This is a genomic window from Pseudomonas sp. Kh14 (assembly GCF_900291005.1).
In the GTDB taxonomy this organism is placed as follows: domain Bacteria; phylum Pseudomonadota; class Gammaproteobacteria; order Pseudomonadales; family Pseudomonadaceae; genus Aquipseudomonas; species Aquipseudomonas alloputida.
Genome location: NZ_OLKJ01000010.1, coordinates 76055 through 96030, shown reverse-complemented (window position 1 = coordinate 96030; position 19976 = coordinate 76055). Strand labels below are relative to the sequence as shown.

The 19976-nt window shown below is 61.3% G+C and carries 16 protein-coding genes; 13 read left to right on the top strand and 3 right to left on the bottom strand.

Annotation, left to right across the window (positions count from 1 at the left end; all coding sequences use genetic code 11):
* The first annotated feature begins 175 nt into the window (after positions 1 to 175).
* From FQ668_RS03990 to FQ668_RS03950, 9 genes are all read left to right on the top strand, one after another.
* The gene (locus FQ668_RS03990) at positions 176 to 892 is read left to right on the top strand and encodes an SIMPL domain-containing protein (protein WP_003255248.1); all 717 of its coding nucleotides are present in this window, start codon (positions 176 to 178) and stop codon (positions 890 to 892) included.
* Between the two features lie 380 nt (positions 893 to 1272).
* Entirely contained in the window at positions 1273 to 2898 is a 1626-nt protein-coding gene (locus FQ668_RS03985) for an ABC transporter substrate-binding protein (protein ID WP_019439056.1), read from the top strand.
* Between the two features lie 147 nt (positions 2899 to 3045).
* A complete protein-coding gene (locus tag FQ668_RS03980; protein ID WP_014589780.1) occupies positions 3046 to 4638 on the top strand; it encodes an ABC transporter substrate-binding protein in 1593 nt (530 codons plus the stop codon).
* A gap of 228 nt (positions 4639 to 4866) precedes the next feature.
* Complete coding sequence (locus tag FQ668_RS03975; protein ID WP_019439057.1) at positions 4867 to 6246, top strand: OprD family porin; 1380 nt, start codon at positions 4867 to 4869, stop codon at positions 6244 to 6246.
* Between the two features lie 78 nt (positions 6247 to 6324).
* Complete coding sequence (locus tag FQ668_RS03970; protein ID WP_019439058.1) at positions 6325 to 7935, top strand: ABC transporter substrate-binding protein; 1611 nt, start codon at positions 6325 to 6327, stop codon at positions 7933 to 7935.
* Between the two features lie 91 nt (positions 7936 to 8026).
* A complete protein-coding gene (locus FQ668_RS03965) occupies positions 8027 to 9037 on the top strand; it encodes an ABC transporter permease subunit (protein ID WP_014589777.1) in 1011 nt (336 codons plus the stop codon).
* A gap of 10 nt (positions 9038 to 9047) precedes the next feature.
* The gene (locus FQ668_RS03960; protein WP_009685150.1) at positions 9048 to 9974 is read left to right on the top strand and encodes an ABC transporter permease subunit; all 927 of its coding nucleotides are present in this window, start codon (positions 9048 to 9050) and stop codon (positions 9972 to 9974) included.
* 10 nt (positions 9975 to 9984) lie between these two features.
* A complete protein-coding gene (locus FQ668_RS03955) occupies positions 9985 to 10953 on the top strand; it encodes an ABC transporter ATP-binding protein (RefSeq protein WP_003255260.1) in 969 nt (322 codons plus the stop codon).
* Entirely contained in the window at positions 10953 to 11921 is a 969-nt protein-coding gene (locus FQ668_RS03950) for a peptide ABC transporter ATP-binding protein (RefSeq protein WP_003255261.1), read from the top strand. The genes FQ668_RS03955 and FQ668_RS03950 overlap by 1 nt, the downstream gene beginning before the upstream one ends.
* A 272-nt stretch (positions 11922 to 12193) precedes the next feature.
* Here the strand turns inward: FQ668_RS03950 and FQ668_RS03945 are convergent, their stop codons facing one another.
* Positions 12194 to 12298 (bottom strand): LysR family transcriptional regulator, encoded by a 105-nt coding sequence (locus tag FQ668_RS03945; RefSeq protein ID WP_230855374.1) that lies wholly within the window; start codon positions 12296 to 12298, stop codon positions 12194 to 12196.
* 142 nt (positions 12299 to 12440) lie between these two features.
* Positions 12441 to 13307 (bottom strand): DMT family transporter, encoded by an 867-nt coding sequence (locus FQ668_RS03940; RefSeq protein WP_026031975.1) that lies wholly within the window; start codon positions 13305 to 13307, stop codon positions 12441 to 12443.
* Positions 13308 to 13927: 620 nt separating this feature from the next.
* Between FQ668_RS03940 and FQ668_RS03935 the strand changes: the two genes are divergently transcribed.
* The 4 genes from FQ668_RS03935 to FQ668_RS03920 all read left to right on the top strand — a co-directional run bounded on the left by FQ668_RS03935 (position 13928) and on the right by FQ668_RS03920 (position 17730).
* Entirely contained in the window at positions 13928 to 14752 is an 825-nt protein-coding gene (locus tag FQ668_RS03935) for a nuclear transport factor 2 family protein (RefSeq protein ID WP_019439059.1), read from the top strand.
* Between the two features lie 64 nt (positions 14753 to 14816).
* Positions 14817 to 16223, top strand: coding sequence for an FAD-binding oxidoreductase (locus FQ668_RS03930; protein ID WP_026031976.1), 1407 nt, complete (start codon positions 14817 to 14819; stop codon positions 16221 to 16223).
* Positions 16224 to 16256: 33 nt separating this feature from the next.
* The gene (locus FQ668_RS03925; RefSeq protein WP_014589771.1) at positions 16257 to 16598 is read left to right on the top strand and encodes a cupin domain-containing protein; all 342 of its coding nucleotides are present in this window, start codon (positions 16257 to 16259) and stop codon (positions 16596 to 16598) included.
* Between the two features lie 52 nt (positions 16599 to 16650).
* Positions 16651 to 17730, top strand: coding sequence for a polyamine ABC transporter substrate-binding protein (locus FQ668_RS03920; RefSeq protein WP_019439061.1), 1080 nt, complete (start codon positions 16651 to 16653; stop codon positions 17728 to 17730).
* 131 nt (positions 17731 to 17861) lie between these two features.
* Here FQ668_RS03920 and FQ668_RS03915 read toward each other — a convergent pair whose 3' ends face one another.
* The gene (locus FQ668_RS03915; RefSeq protein ID WP_014589769.1) at positions 17862 to 19445 is read right to left on the bottom strand and encodes a peptide chain release factor 3; all 1584 of its coding nucleotides are present in this window, start codon (positions 19443 to 19445) and stop codon (positions 17862 to 17864) included.
* Positions 19446 to 19976: the final 531 nt, after the last annotated feature.

Genomic DNA, 19976 nt, shown 5'->3' with positions numbered 1-19976 from the left:
AATCGGCTGGAGTATACCGAAGCCAGGCGCCTCGCTGCAGCGATGCGGCAAAGCGCCACACTTTGTCACAGGTTCATGATGGCACTTTTGAACCCACTACACTGTTGCCGGTCCTATGGGCCATGCGTGGAATGGATGACCAGCCCCCACGCCTTCAAATGCCAAGGAGTACCACATGCAAATCCCACGTCGCGGCGCCGCCCTGATCATGTCTTGCGGCCTGCTCGCCAGCCTGCCGGCACTGGCTGCCGATGAACCGCGTTTCAACCAGGTATCGCTGCGTGCCGAAGTCAGCAAGGAAGTGGCGCGCGACCTGATGGTCGTGACCCTGTACAGCGAAGCGCAGAACAGCGACCCGGGCAAGCTCGCCAAGCAGATTACCGAAACCATGAACAAGGCCGTGCAGCAGTCGCGCCAGGTCAAGGACGTGAAGATCAGCCAAGGCAGCCGCAACAGCTACCCGGTGTATGACAGCAAGGGCCAGAAAATTACCGGCTGGCGCGAGCGCGCCGAACTGCGCCTTGAAAGCGCCAACTTCCCGGCCTTGTCCCAGCTTACCGCCGATTTGTTGCAAGAGCTGAAAATGGCTGGCATGGATTTCTCCATCGCCCCGGCCACGCGCAAGGCCAGCGAGGATGCTCTGCTCAAGGATGCGGTCGATGCCTTCAAGGCACGCGCGCAACTGGCGACCGAAGCGCTGGGTGGCAAAGGCTACAAAGTGGTGAGCCTGAACCTCAACAGCAGCGGCTACCCGCGCCCGTACTTGCGTAGCGCGCCGATGGCGATGAAGGCCATGGGGGCTGATGAAGCAGCACCGGCGCCAGATATCGAGGCGGGCACCAGTGAAGTGAGCATGAATGCCGATGGCCTGATCGAAGTGCAGATGCCATAAGGCGTCCACGCATCATCTGTGGGAGCCCGCGAGCAAGACACGGCGGTGGATGGCACGGGCTTCGCCCGTGTTCGCGGGTAAACCCGCTCCTACGGGTGACTGCGTCATTTTCACGATTTTCAGACATTTCTTACGCACCAACAGGGTGCGTCCTACGCTTTCCCCTGCCTAGAAACATCGCGCAAAACGCCATCATTTTGCCTACGCAAACGTTTAACTTCGCCAAAAGTTATACCAATGCGACATCCATGTACGTTCGTGCCACTTTCCCGGCGCCAACTATCCTTGTACCTGTTGCATTGGGAACGCCCCCTGCATAAGTATCCGCAGGTCGGCTCACGAGGCCACCTCATCCAAAAAATGACAACAATGAGGCCACCATGCTCAAACACGCAGTCATTCCGTTCCTGCTGGGTGCAGGCTTGCTCAGCGGCGCACCGTCGGCCGTTGCCGCATCCAACCTGGTGTTCTGCTCCGAAGGCAGCCCAGCCGGCTTCGATCCGGGGCAGTACACCACCGGGACCGACTTCGATGCCTCGGCAGAGACCGTGTTCAACCGCCTGACCCAGTTCGAGCGCGGCGGCACTGCGGTCATCCCGGGCCTGGCGACCAAATGGGAAGTGTCCGACGACGGCAAGACCTACACCTTCCACCTGCGTGAAGGGGTCAAGTTCCACACCACCGACTACTTCAAGCCCAGTCGCCCGTTCAACGCCGACGACGTGCTGTTCACCTTCAACCGCATGCTCGACAAGGACAACCCGTTCCGCAAGGCGTACCCCACCGAGTTTCCATACTTCACCGACATGGGCATGGACAAGAACATTGCCAAGGTGGAGAAGCTTGACGAGCACACGGTGAAGTTCACCCTCAACGAGGTTGACGCCGCGTTCATCCAGAACCTGGCCATGAGCTTTGCCTCGATCCAGTCCGCCGAATACGCCGACCAGTTGCTCAAGAGTGGCAAGGCCGCCGACATCAACCAGAAGCCGATCGGCACCGGCCCGTTCGTGTTCAGCAAGTACCAGAAGGACGCGCAGATCCGCTTCAAGGGCAACAAGGACTACTGGAAGCCCGAGGACGTGAAGATCGACAACCTGATCTTTGCCATCACCACCGACGCCTCGGTGCGCATGCAGAAGCTCAAGAAGAACGAGTGCCAGGTCACCCTGTTCCCACGCCCGGCCGACATCGAGCCGCTAAAAGCCGACAAGAACCTGCAAATGCCGCAGCAGGCCGGCTTCAACCTCGGCTATATCGCCTACAACGTGATGGACAAGATCAAGGGCAGCAACGAGGCCAACCCCATGGCCCAGCTGAAAGTCCGACAGGCGCTGGACATGGCCGTGGACAAGAAAAAAATCATCGAGTCGGTGTACCAGGGCGCCGGCCAGCTGGCGGTCAACGCCATGCCGCCCACGCAGTGGTCCTATGACGACAGCATCAAGGACGCCGCTTTCGACCCCGAGAAAGCCAAGCAACTGCTCAAGGAAGCCGGCATCAAGGAAGGCACCGAAATCACCCTATGGGCCATGCCCGTGCAACGCCCGTACAACCCCAATGCCAAACTGATGGCCGAAATGCTCCAGTCCGACTGGGCCAAGATCGGCATCAAGGCAAAGATCGTCAGCTATGAATGGGGCGAATACATCAAGCGCTCCAAAGGCGGCGAACAGGGCGCCATGCTGATCGGCTGGAGCGGCGACAACGGTGATCCGGACAACTGGCTGGGTACCCTGTACGGCTGCGATGCCATCGACGGCAACAACTTCTCCAAGTGGTGCTACAAGCCCTACGACGACCTGATCAAGCAGGCCAAGGCCACTTCCGACCAGGCCAAACGTACCGAGCTGTACCAGAAGGCGCAGCATATCCTCAAGGAGCAGGTACCGATCACCCCGATCGCCCACTCCACCGTCTACCAGCCCATGAGCGCCAAGGTGAAGGACTTCAAGATCAGCCCATTCGCGCTGAACGCCTTCTACGGCGTCAGCGTGGACAAATAGGCTGACCGAGGCACCCGCTGAGCGGCGGGTGCCCCTCCCTCCTTGCCACCCTTTCATGTCGTCCTGCGGCTATCCGCTGCGGGGTCGGCTAACTGTTGCCGCCATTCGCACCCCAAGGCGGCGCAAACAGATGAAAAAGGAATTGCCATGCGCCACGCCAAACGCCTTTCGACCCTGCTGGCCCTGGGCCTGATCAGCCAATCCCCGGTCCTGCTCGCCAACAACCTGGTGTTCTGCTCTGAAGGTAGCCCCGCCGGTTTCGACACCGCCCAGTACACCAGCGCCACCGACAACGACGCCGCCGAACCCATCTACAACCGCCTGGTCGAGTTCGAACGTGGCGGCACCGCCGTGCACCCGGCCCTGGCGACGCGCTGGGAGGTGTCCGACGACGGCCTGCGCTACACCTTCCACCTGCGTGAAGGGGTCAAGTTCCACAGCAACAAGGCCTTCAGCCCGAGCCGCACGTTCAATGCCGACGATGTGCTGTTCACCTTCAACCGCATGCTCGACAAGGGTCATCGGTTCCGTCAGGCCTACCCTACCGAGTTTCCCTATTTCAACGGCATGGGCCTGGACAAGAACATCGCCCGCGTCGAGAAGACCGACCCATTGACCGTGGTGTTCACCCTGAACACCGTCGATGCCGCGTTCATCCAGAACCTGGCCATGAGCTTCGCCTCCATCCTCTCCGCTGAATACGCCGAGCAGCTACTGGCCAGTGGACGCCCCAGCGACATCAATCAGCAGCCTATCGGTACCGGGCCATTCGTGTTCCAGCGCTACCAGAAGGATTCGCAGATCCGCTACAAGGGCAACAAGGACTATTGGGCAGCGAACGAAGTGAAGATCGACAACCTGGTGTTCTCGATCAATACCGACCCCTCGGTGCGTATCCAGAAGCTGCGCCGCAACGAATGCCAGGTCACCCTGCACCCACGCCCGGCCGACCTGCCGGCGCTCAAGGCCGACAGCACGCTGCAGGTGCTCCAGCAACCAGGCTTCAACCTCGGCTACATCGCCTACAACACCCAGCACCCGCCATTCGACCGCTTGGAAGTGCGCCAGGCAATGGACATGGCGGTCAACAAGGAAGCCATCCTCCAGGCGGTGTACCAGGACGCCGGCCAACGGGCGGTCAACGCCATGCCACCGACCCAGTGGTCCTATGACGACAGCATCAAGGACGCCCCGTACGCGCCGGAAAAGGCCAGACAGCTGCTTCAGCAGGCGGGTGTCAAACCTGGCACCGAGATCACCCTGTGGGCCATGCCGGTGCAACGCCCGTACAACCCCAATGCCAAGCTGATGGCCGAAATGCTCCAGGCCGACTGGAGCAAGCTCGGTTTCAAGGTGCGCATCGTCAGCTACGAATGGGGCGAATACCTCAAGCGCATGAAAAACGGTGAGCACGACATCGCCCTGATCGGCTGGACCGGTGACAACGGCGACCCGGACAACTGGCTCGGCACCCTCTACAGCTGCGATGCCATCGGCAGCAACAACTACTCGCAGTGGTGCGATCCGCAGTACGACAGCCTGGTCAAGCAGGCCAAGCAAGTGACCGACCGTACGCAACGCACCGCCCTGTACCAGCAGGCCCAGCAGCGGCTAAAGCAGCAGGTACCGATTACGCCGGTGGCGCATTCCACCGTGAGCCAGCCGCTTAGCGTCAAGGTTTCCCAGTTCAAGGTCAGCCCGTTTGGGCGCAATGATTTTTCCGGTGTGAGTGTTGATTAAGCGTTAGCCAGTACCGGCCTCTTCGCGGGCAAGCCCGCCCCCACAGGATCTCAACAGGTTCGGACACTGCGCCCTACCTGTGGGAGAGGGCTTGCCCGCGAAGAGGCCAGAACGGCCAACACAACGCCCCGATTCTGCCCGGCGATCCCGCGGCACCCCTGGCAACACCGCAGCAATCACCCGGCCCACAAGGCCGGCCATAACTAGAAAAGAAAGGGAGCTTTAACCTTGAAAGTATTCACCTTGACCGCACTGGCGTTATCCATCAGTGCCTTTTCCACGGTGGCCCAGGCAGATCCGCAGAGCCAGGACTACCTCCCGCTCACCCTCAAAAGCAGCAGCGAGCAAGCGCAAGCCAGCGGCTTCATCGACGGCCAAAGCCTGTCCGGCAGCACCCGCAACTGGTATGCCCGCGAACGCGCCGCACGCGCGCCGCTGTGGAAGTACTATAAGAACGACGGCACCCGCCACGACACCCACAGCCGTGAAAACTGGGTCCAGGGCACCATCCTCAATTACAGCTCCGGCTTCACCCAGGGCACCGTGGGCTTCGCCGTCGAGGCTGCCGGCTACAACGCCATCGCCCTGCAGCAGAGCCGCGAAGCCATTGCCGGCCCCAACAACCGCACCCTCACCCACAGCGATGGCGACCCCATCGGCCAGTGGAGCAAACTAGGCCTGGGCAATATCAAGGCGCGCGTGTCCAACACCACCCTTACCCTTGGCCGCCAGTCGGTGGATACGCCGATGATCGCCTACATCGGCAACCGCGCCCTGCCCTCGAGCTTCCAGGGCGCGTTCCTGCACAGCGCTGAATTCGACAACCTCAGCCTCGACCTGGGCACCTTCGACCGCGTCTCGCCACGTACCGAACAGAGCCTCAGCAAGTTCCGCAGCGAGTACAGCGCCACCGGCGTGGAAACCGACCGTGCCAGCACCGCCGGCATCAACTACCAGCCGTTCAAGAGCCTGAGTACCAGCCTGTACGCCACCAAGGTCGAGGACTTCTGGAACCAGTACTACTTGGGCGCCAACCATGTGCTCGGCGACAGCGCAGTGCTCAGCCTGAGCACCGGCCTGAACTACTACAAGACCGTCGACGCCGGCAGCCAGAAAATGGGCAAGATCGACAATGACACCTACAGCCTGTCACTGGGCCTGACCCATCAGGCCCACACCCTCAGCGCCTCCTGGCAGCAGGTCAACGGCAATGAGTACTTCGACTACCTGCACGAAACCAACGGCATCTTCCTGGCCAACTCGCTGCTGTCGGACTTCAACGGCCCCAACGAGAAATCGCTGCAGCTTTCCTATGTGCTGAACATGGCGCCCTATGGCGTACCTGGCCTGAAGTTCAACCTGTACAACGCCCGCGGCTGGGGTATCGACGGCACTCACTACCGCGGCACTGCCTACGACGTGAATGGCCTGGATGGCGAAACCCACTATGAGTGGGGTATCGGCACCAGCTACGCGCTGCAGAGCGGGCCGCTGAAAGACACCAGCATCCGCGCCACCTACACCACCCATCGCGCCAGCAAGGCCCAGGGCGATGGCAGCCTGGATGAGTTCCGCGTGGTCACCACCATTCCGTTCAACATTCTCTGAGCGCGGGCGCCACGGCCTGCTTCGCTGCAGGCCGTGGCAGCTACGCTGGAATCAATGCACGCAGGGAGACTTCAACCTATGCAGATAGCTTTCAGGAAAACGCCAATGCTGCGCCTTACCCTGGCAGCGCTGATACTGGGCAGCGCCACGCATCTGGCCGCCAAGCCGCTGGTGGTGTGTACCGAAGCCAGCCCGGAAGGGTTCGACGTTGTTCAGTACACCACTGGGGTCACTTTCGATGCCTCGTCCGAAACCCTGTTCAACCGCCTGGTCGACTTCAAGCCCGGCACCACCGATATCCAGCCGGCCCTGGCCGAGCGTTGGGACATTTCAGCCGACGGCCTGACCTACACGTTTCACCTGCGCCAGGGGGTGAAGTTCCACAGCACCGAGTACTTCACCCCTACCCGTGAATTCAACGCCGACGATGTGCTGTGGAGCCTGCGCCGCCAGCTCGACCCCGCCCATCCATGGCACGACAAGACCAGCGTCGGCTACCCGTACTTCGAAAGCATGGCCTTCAAGCAGTTGCTCAAGTCGGTGGACAAAACCGACGACCACACGGTGGTGATCACTCTCACCCGCCCGGAAGCGCCGTTCCTGCGGGACATGGCGATGGGGTTCACCTCGATCTACTCCGCCGAATACGGCGACCAGTTGCTCAAGGCCGGCAAGACCGCAGCGCTGAACAGCAAGCCGATCGGCACCGGCCCGTTCATCTTCCAGCGCTACAACAAGGATGCGCAGGTCCGCTTCAAACCTAACCCGGATTACTTTCGCGGCAAGCCGCCAGCCGACGCCCTGATATTCGCCATCGCTACCGATAGCAACGTACGCCTGCAGAAACTGCGCGCCAACGAGTGCCAGGTGGCGTTGTACCCCAAACCCGAGGATGTGCCGTCGATAAAGGCCGACGCCAGGCTCAAGGTCGCAGAGACCGAAGCGTTGGTCACCGGCTACATCGCCATGAATACCCAGCACAAATACCTCAACGACGTGCGCGTGCGTAAAGCCATCAACATGGCCTTCGACCGCCAGACCCATGTCGACCAACTGTTTGGCAAAGGCAACGCACTGGTGGGTGTAAACCCTTACCCACCCACCATGATCGGCTACAACACCCACAACCAGAACCCACCGCGCGACCTCGATAAAGCCCGCGCCCTGCTCAGGCAGGCCGGTGTACCCGAGGGCACGGTAATCACCCTGTTCACCCGCAACGGCGGCGGCATGACGAACCCTAACCCGCGCCTGTCCGCCGAAATGCTGCAAGCCGACCTCAAGCAGATCGGCCTGAAGCTGGATATTCGCGTGATGGAATGGGCCGAGATGCTGCGCCGCGCCAAGCAGGGCGAAGCCGACCTGGTGTCCACCGGCTGGGCAGGCGACAACGGCGACCCGGACAATTTCCTTGGCCCGCTGCTCAGTTGCGAGGCCGCCAAAAACGGTGAGAACTACGCGCGCTGGTGCAACTCGAAATTCCAGGAGCTGATCACCCGTGCCCGCGAGGTGATCGACAACGACGAGCGCGCAAGGCTCTATAGCGAGGCATTGAAGGTGTACGATGACGACCAACCCTGGATCAGCATGGCCCACCCCAAGGTGTTCACGGCCATGCGTGACAACGTGGAGGGCTACGTGATCAGCCCTCTGACCAACAATAACTTCGCCACGACCAAGGTGAAGTAGAACAACAACGACCGCCGGCGACCCACACGGGGACCGGCGGCTCTGCCGTACCGGGCTGATCGCCCCACGGCCTGATGAGGTAACCCCGACAATGTTGAGTTTTATTGCCCGGCGCCTTGGCCTGCTGATACCGACCTTTTTCGGCATCACCTTGCTGACCTTCGCGCTCATACGCCTGATCCCCGGCGACCCGGTGGAAGTGATGATGGGCGAGCGCAGGGTCGACCCCGAAATGCATGCCCAGGCCATGGAACGCCTGGGCCTGAACAAGCCACTGCCGGTCCAGTACCTGGACTACGTCGGCAAACTTGCCCAGGGTGACCTCGGCGAATCGCTGCGCACCCGCGAAAGCGTGTGGCGCGAGTTCCTCACACTGTTCCCGGCCACCCTGGAACTGGCCTTCGCCGCCCTGCTGTTCGCCGGCATCGTCGGCCTGCTGGCCGGGGTGATCGCCGCACTCAAGCGCGGTTCGTTGTTCGACCACGGGGTCATGGGCATATCACTGGCCGGCTACTCGATGCCGATTTTCTGGTGGGGCCTGATCCTGATCATGTTCTTCTCGGTGAGCCTGGGCTGGACCCCGGTATCCGGGCGCATCGATCTGCTGTACGACATCGAGCCGAAGACCGGCTTCATGCTTATCGACACCCTGCTCAGCGATGAAGAAGGCGCGTTCAAGGACGCTGTGATGCACCTGATCCTGCCGGCCATCGTGCTCGGCACCATCCCGCTGGCGGTGATCGCCCGCATGACCCGCTCGTCGATGCTTGAAGTACTGCGCGAAGACTACATCCGCACCGCCCGCGCCAAAGGCCTGTCGCCGGCCCGTGTGGTGTTCGTCCATGGCCTGCGCAATGCGCTGATCCCGGTGCTGACCGTGTTCGGCCTGCAGGTCGGCACGCTGCTGGCCGGTGCGGTGCTGACCGAAACCATCTTTTCCTGGCCGGGCATCGGCAAATGGCTGATCGAAGCCATCGGTGCCCGTGACTACCCCGTGGTCCAGAACGGCATCCTGTTGATCGCCTGCCTGGTGATTCTGGTCAACTTCGTCGTGGACATCCTCTACGGCCTGGCCAACCCACGCATCCGTCATCAGCGCTGAGGCCCTTGCCATGACTAGCCCGATTCCAAAATCCGTGTCGCCGGCCAGCCCGGTGGACCAGAGCCTGCTCTACCCCTCCCCGTACAAAGAATTCTGGCAAGCCTTCGCGCGCAACAAGGGCGCGGTAATGGGCCTGGCCTTCATGTGCCTGGTGGTGTTCTGCGCGCTGTTCGCGCCTTGGGTCGCCCCGCATGACCCGAGCGAGCAGTACCGCGACTTCCTGCTGACCCCGCCGGTGTGGCTGGAAGGCGGCACCTGGCAGTTCATCCTGGGCACCGACGAACTGGGCCGTGATCTGCTTTCGCGGCTGATTCAAGGTGCACGGCTGTCGCTGCTGATCGGCCTGTCGTCAGTGGTGATGTCACTGATCCCAGGCATTCTCCTTGGCCTGCTGGCCGGCTTTTTCCCGCAGTTGCTCGGCCCGTCGATCATGCGCCTGATGGACGTGATGCTGGCGCTGCCGTCACTGCTGCTGGCTGTGGCCATCGTCGCCATCCTCGGCCCAGGCCTGATCAACACCGTGATCGCCATCGCCATCGTTTCCCTGCCGTCCTACGTGCGCCTGACCCGCGCCGCGGTGATGGGCGAACTGAACCGCGACTACGTCACCGCTGCCCGCCTGGCCGGCGCCGGCTTGCCCCGGCTGATGTTCGTCACCGTGCTGCCCAACTGCATGGCACCGCTGATCGTGCAGGCGACCCTGAGTTTTTCCTCGGCGATCCTCGACGCCGCTGCGCTGGGTTTCCTCGGCCTCGGCGTGCAGCCGCCTACCCCCGAGTGGGGCACCATGCTGGCTTCGGCCCGGGATTACATCGAGCGCGCCTGGTGGGTGGTAAGCCTGCCCGGCCTGACCATTCTGCTCAGTGTGCTGGCAATCAACCTGATGGGCGACGGCCTGCGCGATGCGCTGGACCCGAAACTCAAGAACGCCGCCTGAGGAGAACGCCATGTCACTGTTGCAGATCAACAACCTGAATGTGCGCTTCGGCGACGCCAACGCGGTACCGGTGGTCGATGGCCTGGACCTGGCGGTGGACGCCGGCGAAATCCTGGCCATCGTCGGCGAGTCCGGCTCGGGCAAGTCGGTCACCATGATGGCCCTGATGGGCCTGATCGATGCCCCCGGGCGCATCACCGCCGACGCCCTGACATTCGACGGCACCGACATGCTCAAGCTCAGCGGCCGTCAGCGGCGCAAGGTGGTGGGCAAGGATATCGCCATGGTCTTCCAGGACCCGATGACCGCGCTCAACCCCAGCTACACCGTGGGCTTCCAGATAGAGGAAGTGCTGCGCCAGCACTTGGGCCTCAAGGGCAAGGCTGCCCGCCAGCGTGCTCTGGAGCTCTTGAAGAAGGTCGAGATTCCGGCCGCCGAAAGCCGCCTGGACGCTTACCCGCACCAGCTGTCAGGCGGCATGAGCCAACGTGTGGCGATCGCCATGGCCATTGCCGGCGAGCCCAAGCTGCTGATCGCCGACGAACCGACCACGGCCCTCGACGTGACCATCCAGGCACAGATCATGGAACTGCTGGTCAACCTGCAGAAGGAGCGCAACATGGCGCTCATCCTGATCACCCACGACCTCGCCGTGGTCGCCGAAACCGCCAGGCGGGTGTGCGTGATGTACGCCGGCCAAGCCGTGGAAGTGGGCCAGGTGCCAGAACTGTTCGATGTGCCCGCCCACCCTTACAGCGAAGCCCTGCTCGCCGCGATCCCCGAGCACAGCATTGGCGCCGAGCGCCTGGCCACATTGCCTGGCATCGTCCCCGGCCGCTACGACCGCCCGGTCGGCTGCCTGCTGTCACCACGCTGCCCCTATGTACAGGACAATTGCCGGCGCCAGCGCCCGCCCCTCGACCCTCAGGCCCACAGCCTGGTGCGTTGCTTCTACCCGCTGAACCAGGAGGTGGCGTGATGGCCGTCGTTCTATCTGCCCGGGAGCTGACCCGGCACTACGAAGTCTCCCGCGGGCTGTTCAAGGGCCATGCGCTGGTGCGCGCGCTCAATGGCGTGTCGTTCGAACTGGAGGCCGGCAAGACCCTGGCCGTGGTCGGCGAGTCGGGCTGCGGCAAGTCGACCCTGGCCCGCGCCCTGACCCTGATCGAAGAGCCGTCGTCCGGCTCGCTGCAAATTGCCGGCACCGAGGTGAAGGGCGCCAGCAAGGCAGAGCGCAAACAACTGCGCCGCGATGTGCAGATGGTGTTCCAGAGCCCCTACGCCTCGCTCAACCCACGGCAGAAGATCGGTGACCAACTGGCCGAACCGCTGCTGATCAACACCTCGCTGAGCAAGGCCGAGCGCCGCGACAAAGTGCAGAAGATGATGGAACAGGTCGGCCTGCGCCCCGAGCACTACCAGCGCTATCCTCACATGTTCTCTGGCGGCCAGCGCCAGCGTATCGCCCTGGCCCGGGCGATGATGCTGCAACCCAAGGTGCTGGTGGCCGACGAACCGACCTCCGCGCTGGACGTGTCGATTCAGGCGCAGGTGCTGAACCTGTTCATGGATCTGCAGAAGGAGTTCAACACCGCCTACGTGTTCATCTCGCACAACCTGGCGGTGGTGCGGCATGTGGCGGATCAGGTACTGGTGATGTACCTGGGGCGGCCGGCGGAGATGGGGCCGAAGGAGGACATCTACAACAAGCCGCTGCATCCCTATACCCAGGCGCTGCTGTCGGCGACACCGGCGATTCATCCAGACCCGTTGAAGCCGAAGATTCGCATCGTCGGGGAGCTGCCCAACCCGCTGAATCCGCCGGATGGGTGTGCGTTTCACAAACGCTGCCCGTATGCGACCGAGCGGTGTGCCAAGGAGGTGCCGGCGCTGAGGCAGGTGAGTACGCGGCAGGTTGCCTGCCACTATGCGGAGCAGTTTCTTTAACTGTTAGAAAACTGGGCAGCCCTCAATGCGAAAAACAGCAGTTTGCTGCGCTGTCCAGTCACGTTTTTTGACAGGAGGCAAAGGCACCGCTCACTTAGCAGGGCTAATAGTGGAGGACTGAGCATACGTTCCAGGGCCGAGCATCTGAGGATGCGGGGGGAGGAGCGCAGTTGAAGTGCCCCGGCTCCGTCAGGAAGATGTGTTGGCCGGACGGATACCGGGATTCGACTATCAGGGGAGTGTCAGTTTTTTGTGTACGGGACAAGGCATTTTCAATGCCTTGATACCTGCTTGCTGACTGCAGACGCCGTCAAGCCTGATTGGGCAGATGCGTCTACAAAACTTCCAGTTTCAACCACTACCGCAAATACTGCCATGCAAGGCAAACATATCAACATGACTTTCGCAAGATAGATTTGATAGTCCATAACTATGATCAATCATATCTACAGGCCCGCAGCGAAAAATACGCCATTGGCACACCCCCAAAAATCTACAATTTATATACCGAAGAAAATGTCACCCATACAGGTGCAGAAGCAAAGCGCCTGACAACACTAGGCTAACACCACCGATCTGGATGACTGACAGCCGCTCGCGAAAAAAGAAGTACCCCAGGATCGCGGCAATACCACCCGACAACGTGCTGATGACGGTGACAACGGACACCGAGCCATTTAGAGCCCCCCAAGAAAACGCAGAAAACCCTCCCAAGTTGAAAAGACTTGCCCCGCACAGTGAGCCATAGGTCTTCAGCATTATTGTCGTATGGTCCCGCAGAAACCTGACGGCTTCATGGATCAAAAACATGACCCCCACCGCATACCCTAGCGCCAGCATGTTCACCGGTCCCAGCGCCGGCAAGGTGAATTTCCCCTGAATCCAGAAGCTGATGCCGTAAAGCATGGCCGCCAACAAAGCAAACCACACAGACATCACGCTGGTGACCTTACGATCGAAACCACCATTATCGCTGCGGCAGGCCAACAGCACGCCGAAAAAGCAGACAAGGATACCGACCACCTGCCAAGCGGAAAGGGCATCACCACCCAGCCATGCCAACAGCGTTGTAAAAACACCATACGAAGTGACCAGGGGCGCCACGATGGCTGTCTTGCCAATAGCGAAAGCTTTTGAAAGCGCCAGCGCTCCTACTACGGTGCATAGCGAGGCGACAATTCCTAACCCTATCGTGAGCCAGGGCGCAGAAGTAAATTTCTGCCACTGATCGGCTGAAATGGTAATAATGATTGCCATCAAGAAAAGCCCTAGCAACTGACCGAAAAATACCGCCCGTTTTACTCCAACCGCTCTTGCGTTCACGCCGACCAAGAAGTCGGTGCACCCCCAGAACACCGCAGCCAGCAACCCCATGAATACGTCCATAGTAACGGCCCTTAATTATATTTTATCCCTGAACCTCCCCAGACAGTAATCGGGAAAACAGCAGAAATCAAACACCTATTTTTGACCAACCTCTACGGACCCACGTATTTCTGCACGCCCACCAGCCTAGCGACGTCATTAACAGGTTAGTTAGTACTATAGAGACAACAGCAAGTGCCAAGAGAATACTGTAGAAACTTTCAGACAATACCCCACCTAGACTTCCCACACTAAATATCACTAATTCAACGAGTCCTTTGGCGTTCATCAGAACACCAACTTCTATTGAATTTATTGATCTCATGCCCGACATCCGGGCCCTGCCTTGCACATGCCTTTTGTAGCGAAGAGTCGTAGCAAAAGGGCCGCAAAGCGGCCCCCAAAATCTCAATGCATAAAGAACCAGATCAGAATGATCACCGGAATCGGCACCCCAATCATCCAAAGCAGTATCGAGCGCATGGCCTTTCTCCTTGTTCGATGGTGACAAGAAAGGTGCAGCCGCCATGCCAGTTGTATCAATAAACTACATTCATAAGAATCAAAGGCTTACCCTCCAAGCCGCCTGAGCAAACCGTGCAATATGCAGGATCCACGCCCTTGCACCTGGGTGTTCTGCAATGCACTATCCCCCCATGATCGCCACCACCCTCCCCGACGGCCCCGAGCAAACGCCGCTTACCGCCGACATCGTGCTGCGCTACCACCTCTGCTGGAAGCATCGCGACCTCGATGGCGTCATGGCGCTCTACCACCCCGATATCCAGTACCACGACTTCTTCCAGAACCGCGTGCTCGGCCACCAGGAACTGCGCGACTACGTACGCGCTTGCCTGCCCCATGAAGCTGGCGAGGACATCGTCCACAGCGACCGCATCCGCGTCGATGGCTGCACCGCGTTCATCCAGTACCAGGTCACGGTCCAGGGCGGTGACGGCCTGGTGGCGTTCCAGTCCAGCGAGGCGATCACCGTCAGGGACGGGCTGATCTGGCGGGTCAACGAATACGCCACGCTGGTCCGCCGGAACGGCACAGGCCACGCCAATAGCGGTCCGCGCCCCGCCACCAGCCGCCTGGGCCTGTCGCCGCGGCAGCTGTCGACCATGGCCCAGGACCTGGAGCACTACTTCCAGGGCCAGCGCCCCTACCTGGACCCGGAGCTGGACCTTCAGCAGGTCGCCGACGCCAGCGGCTACAGCCGCAACCAGATTTCCTACCTGCTCAACCAGGTGCTGGGGCAAAGCTTCTACCGCTACGTCAACCAGGCACGCCTGCAGCACCTGATGGCCAGCCTCGGCGATGACAGCGTCGAGGCGACGATCGACGAGCTGGCCTTCAGTGCCGGCTTCAACTCGCTGTCGGCGTTCTACAAGTGCTTCCGTGAGCACACCGGGCTCACGCCCAAGGCCTACCTGAAGCAAATTTCCCTGCGTGCACGCACGTAAGACAGCTGCCCGCTGACACCACTACGATCGCCCACAGACCTTGACGGATGTGGAGCCGAACCCGATGCAACCCCTGCGCACGCTCAGCCTGTGGATGGACCAGCTCGACGAGCCGCTGTGCGCGCGCCCGGCACTGCGCAATGACCTCGACGTTGACGTGTGCATCATCGGTGCCGGCTATACCGGCCTTTGGACCGCGTACTACCTCAAGCGCCAGGCACCCCAGCTGAACATCGCGGTGATCGAAGCCCAAGTCGCCGGCTTCGGCGCCTCCGGCCGTAATGGGGGCTGGCTGATGGGCAACCTGCTCGGCGAAGACCGCCTGCTCGGCACCCTCTCGCCGCAACAGCGCCGCGCCAGCATCGACCTGCTGCACGGCATCCCGGATGAAGTGCATCGCGTGCTGCAAAGCGAAGGCATCGACTGCGACTACCGCAAAGGCGGCGTCCTTTATTGCGCGGCGCGCTACCCGGAGCAGGAACGCAGCCTGCGCGCCTACCTCGACGACTTGTATCGTCAAGGCATGACCGAGGACGACTACCGCTGGCTGAGCCCCGAGCAGTTGGGGAGCCAGCTGCGGGTCAGCAATGCGTTTGGAGCCATTTACAGCCCGCACACGGCGACCATCCAGCCCGCCAAGCTGGTGCGCGGCCTTGCCCGGGCAGTGGAGGCGCTGGGCGTATCGATCTACGAAAACACCCCGGCCATCGACTGGCAGCCGAGCGAGGTGCGTACCCCGCTGGCACAGATTCGCTGCCAGTGGATGGTGCCTGCCGTGGAGGGTTACGCCGCCAGCCTGCCGCCACTGGGCAAACACCAATTGCCAGTACAGAGCCTGCTGGTGGCCACCGAGCCGCTGCCGGAAAGCGCCTGGGAACAGATCGGCCTGAGCCAGGGCCAGGCCTTCAGCGAAAGCAGCCGCCAGGTCACCTATGGCCAGCGCACTGCCGACAACCGCCTGGTCTTCGGTGCCCGCGGTGGCTACCGCTTCGGTGGGCGCCTGCGCGAAAACTTCAACCTCGACGAACACGAAGTCGAACTGCGCCGCTACCTGTTCGGCGAACTGTTCCCGCAGCTCAAACAGGTACGCATCACTCATACCTGGGGCGGCAACCTCGGCATGGCGCGGCGCTTCCGCCCACACATGCTCTGCGACCGCCAGCGCGGCATCGCCCTTGCCGGCGGCTACGGCGGCGAAGGCGTCGGCGCTACCAACCTGGGTGGACGCACCCTGGCGGCGCTGATCCTCAACCAGCGCAACGAGCTGACGGCACAACCCTGGGTGCTCGACAACCGCCCGCTATCGAGCCTGGCCAGCTGGCCTCCCGAGCCCTGCCGCTGGCTGGGCTACAACGCGATCATCCAGAGCTTCGTCCACGAGGACCGGACCCTCGCCAACCCCGCCAGTGCGCCGTGGAGGCGGCGCCTGGCCATCTCGGTTGCGGACTTCATGGAAGGCTTCATGCACTGACTTCCCTTATCACTCGTACAGGATCCACCGGTCATGAGCATCACCCAGTTCAAGAACACCGAATTTGCCGTGCTCGACAGCTCCAACCCGGTCGCAGTACCGCTCGGCGAACCCGTGGCAGTCACGTCAGTCACCTGCGTGGAGCGCAGCGATGGCGTTGAAACCGGCATCTGGGAATGCACCCCTGGGCGCTGGCGGCGGCAGATCGTGCAACAGGAGTTCTGCCATTTCATCAAGGGCCGCTGCACGTTCACCCCCGACGGTGGCGAGCCCCTGGTCATAGAAGCCGGAGACGCATTGATGCTACCGGCCAACAGCACCGGCACCTGGGACATCCAGGAGACCGTGCGCAAGACCTACGTGCTTGTTTTCTGATCCGCTGATCGCCTGCCTTCGATAACAACAGACAAAGCAAGGTAAACCCGACATGCGCACCTTCCTCCTCGCCCCCCTGATGCTGGCCGCCAGCGTGGCCAGCGCCGCTGAAACGGTGAAGATCTACAACTGGTCCAGCTACGTGGCCCCCGATACGCTGAAGAACTTCCAGCAAGCCAGCGGCATCGTGCCGACCTATGACGTGTACGACAGCAATGAAACTCTCGATGGCAAGCTGATGACCGGCAATTCCGGTTACGACGTGGTGTTCCCCTCCAACCATTTCATGGCCCGGCAGATCCAGGGCAAGGCCTTGAAGCGCCTGGACAAATCCCAGCTGCCTAACTGGCACAACCTCAACCCGGTGCTGCTCAAGGCGCTGGAGGTGAACGACCCGGGCAACCAGTACGGCTTCCCGTACCTGTGGGGCAGTACCGGTATTGGCTACAACATCGACAAGGTCAAGGCGGTGCTCGGCGACAACGCGCCCGTGGACTCCTGGGACCTGATCTTCAAGCCCGAGTACATGAGCAAGCTGAAAAGCTGTGGGGTCGCGGTGCTGGACAACGGCCCCGAACTGCTGCCGATCGCCCTGCACTACCTGGGCTTGCCCCATCACAGCCAAGCCCCCAAGGACTACGAGAAGGCCAAGGACCTGCTGATGAAGGTGCGGCCTTACATCAGCTATTTCCACTCGTCCAAGTACACGGGCGACCTGGCCAACGGCGATATCTGCGTGGTAGTGGGGTTCTCGGGGGATGTGCTGCAGGCGAAGAACCGCGCCGACGAGGCGAACAATGGCGTGAAGGTGGGCTATTCGATACCCAAGGAAGGCGCGCCGATGTGGTTCGACATGGTCGCCATGCCCGTCGATGCGCCGGATGAAAAGGCCGGATATGCCTACATGAACTACCTGCTGCAGCCGGAAGTGATGGCCAACATCAGCAACCATGTGCAATACGCAAACGGCAACCTCAAGGCAGACGGGCTGGTGGACCCGGCGATGAAGGGTAATACGATGATTTACCCGAGCGACGAGGTGATGGGCAAGCTGTATGCGCTGGAGGCGATGCCGGCGAAGATCGACCGTATTCGTACGCGAATCTGGACCAGTATCAAAGCCGGAAATTGAAATGGGGCCGCCTAGCGGCCCTTCGCGGGCACGCCCGCTCCCACAGGTATCACATGACCTCCAGGTTTGGTGATTCCCTGTGGGAGCGGGCGTGCCCGCGAAGGGCTGCAAAGCAGCCCCGATTTCAGGCCTTAATGGTGCTCGCGGGTAGCGCGGAACTTGATGTCCGGCCAGCGCTCTTCCATCAACGCCAGGTTGACCCGGGTCGGCGCCAGGTAGGTCAGGTGACCGCCGCCGTCGATGGCCAGGTTTTCCATGGCCTTGGTCTGGAATTCCTCGAGCTTCTTCTTGTCATCGCAGCTGATCCAGCGCGCCGACCAGACAGTGATGGGCTCGTAGGCGCACTCGACCTTGTACTCTTCCTTCAGGCGGCTGGCGACCACGTCGAACTGCAGCACACCGACCGCACCCAGGATGATGTCGTTGCTGCGCTCAGGGAAGAACACCTGAGTAGCACCTTCTTCGGCCAGCTGCTGCAGGCCTTGACGCAGTTGCTTGGATTTGAGCGGGTCTTTCAGGCGTACGCGGCGGAACAGCTCCGGCGCGAAGTGTGGGATACCGGTGAAGCCCAGCGCTTCGCCTTCGGTGAAGGTATCGCCGATCTGGATGGTGCCGTGGTTGTGCAGGCCGATGATGTCACCGGCAAAGGCCTCTTCCAGCTGCTCACGCTCGGAGGAGAAGAACGTCAGCGCATCGCCGATACGCAGGTCTTTGTTCAGGCGAACGTGGCGCATTTTCATGCCTTTCTCGTACTTGCCCGAGCAGATGCGCATGAAGGCGATACGGTCGCGGTGTTTCGGGTCCATGTTCGCCTGGATCTTGAACACGAAGCCGGTGAACTTCTCTTCCACAGGCTCCACGGTGCGCTCGTGGGCCACACGGCCAAGCGGGCGCGGCGCCCAGTCGACCACGGCGTCGAGCACGTGGTCGACACCGAAGTTGCCCAGTGCAGTACCGAAGAACACCGGGGTCAACTGACCGTTGATGAACTCTTCCTGATTGAACTCGTGGCAAGCACCCTGCACCAGCTCCAGTTGCTCGACGAACGCGTCGTACTGGTCGCCCAGGTGCGCGCGGGCTTCGTCCGAGTCCAGTTTCTGGATGATCTTGGCTTCGGTACGCTCGTGGCCGTGGCCCGGGGTGTACACCACGATGTAGTCACCGGTCAGGTGGTACACGCCCTTGAAGTCGCGGTAGCAACCGATCGGCCAGGTGATTGGCGCGGCCTTGATCTTCAAAACGGCTTCGATCTCGTCGAGCAGTTCGATCGGGTCGCGGATGTCACGGTCGAGTTTGTTGATGAAGCTGACGATGGGCGTGTCGCGCAGGCGACACACGTCCATCAGGGCGATGGTTCGCGGCTCTACACCTTTACCGCCGTCGAGCACCATCAGCGCCGAGTCCACCGCGGTCAGGGTGCGGTAGGTGTCTTCCGAGAAGTCTTCGTGGCCGGGGGTGTCGAGCAGGTTGATCATGTGCTCGCGGTACGGGAACTGCATCACCGAGGTGGTGATGGAGATGCCGCGCTGCTTCTCCATTTCCATCCAGTCGGAGGTGGCATGGCGGTCGGACTTGCGCGACTTCACGGTACCGGCGACGGCAATGGCCTTGCCCATCAGCAGCAGCTTCTCGGTGATGGTGGTTTTACCGGCGTCGGGGTGGGAAATGATTGCGAAAGTGCGGCGCTTCGCGACTTCGGCGGCCTGGTTGGTCATGGGAAATCGCCTGACTGGGGGATTTGAAAGGGGCAGTATCATACCTGAAGTTGGGCCTGGACCAAAATCTGCCGAATGAATGGCGCCTGTGCCGGCCTCTTCGCGGGTAAACCCGCTCCTACAGGTACGACACAGTGTTCGGATGCGGTGCAGTCACTGTAGGAGCGGGTTTACCCGCGAAGAGGCCGGCACAGACAAAAGAAATCCAACAGGCAATCGATTTATCACGACAAATGCCCAAAGCGCAGTTATTTCAACGCCTGCAGCGCATTAAGCCACTGTTTTTTCTCGCCAAAAAACCCTCAACCCAGCGATTAACGCTGGCCAAATGCCGTCTCAGATGGGAACCTTTACGCCCACGGAGACGTCCACTCCCCTGCAACCCGCTTCGGTTGGGGACTGGTTTCATCAGCATTTTCGGGCCCGACGGGGTTCGGCTCATGGCCTGATCGCAGCCTTCGGCTTGCATCTCGCTGCTACTCGCGAACACACCACCCGCCGCCAGGATTGGCCGGCTTCCAAGAAGTGTGC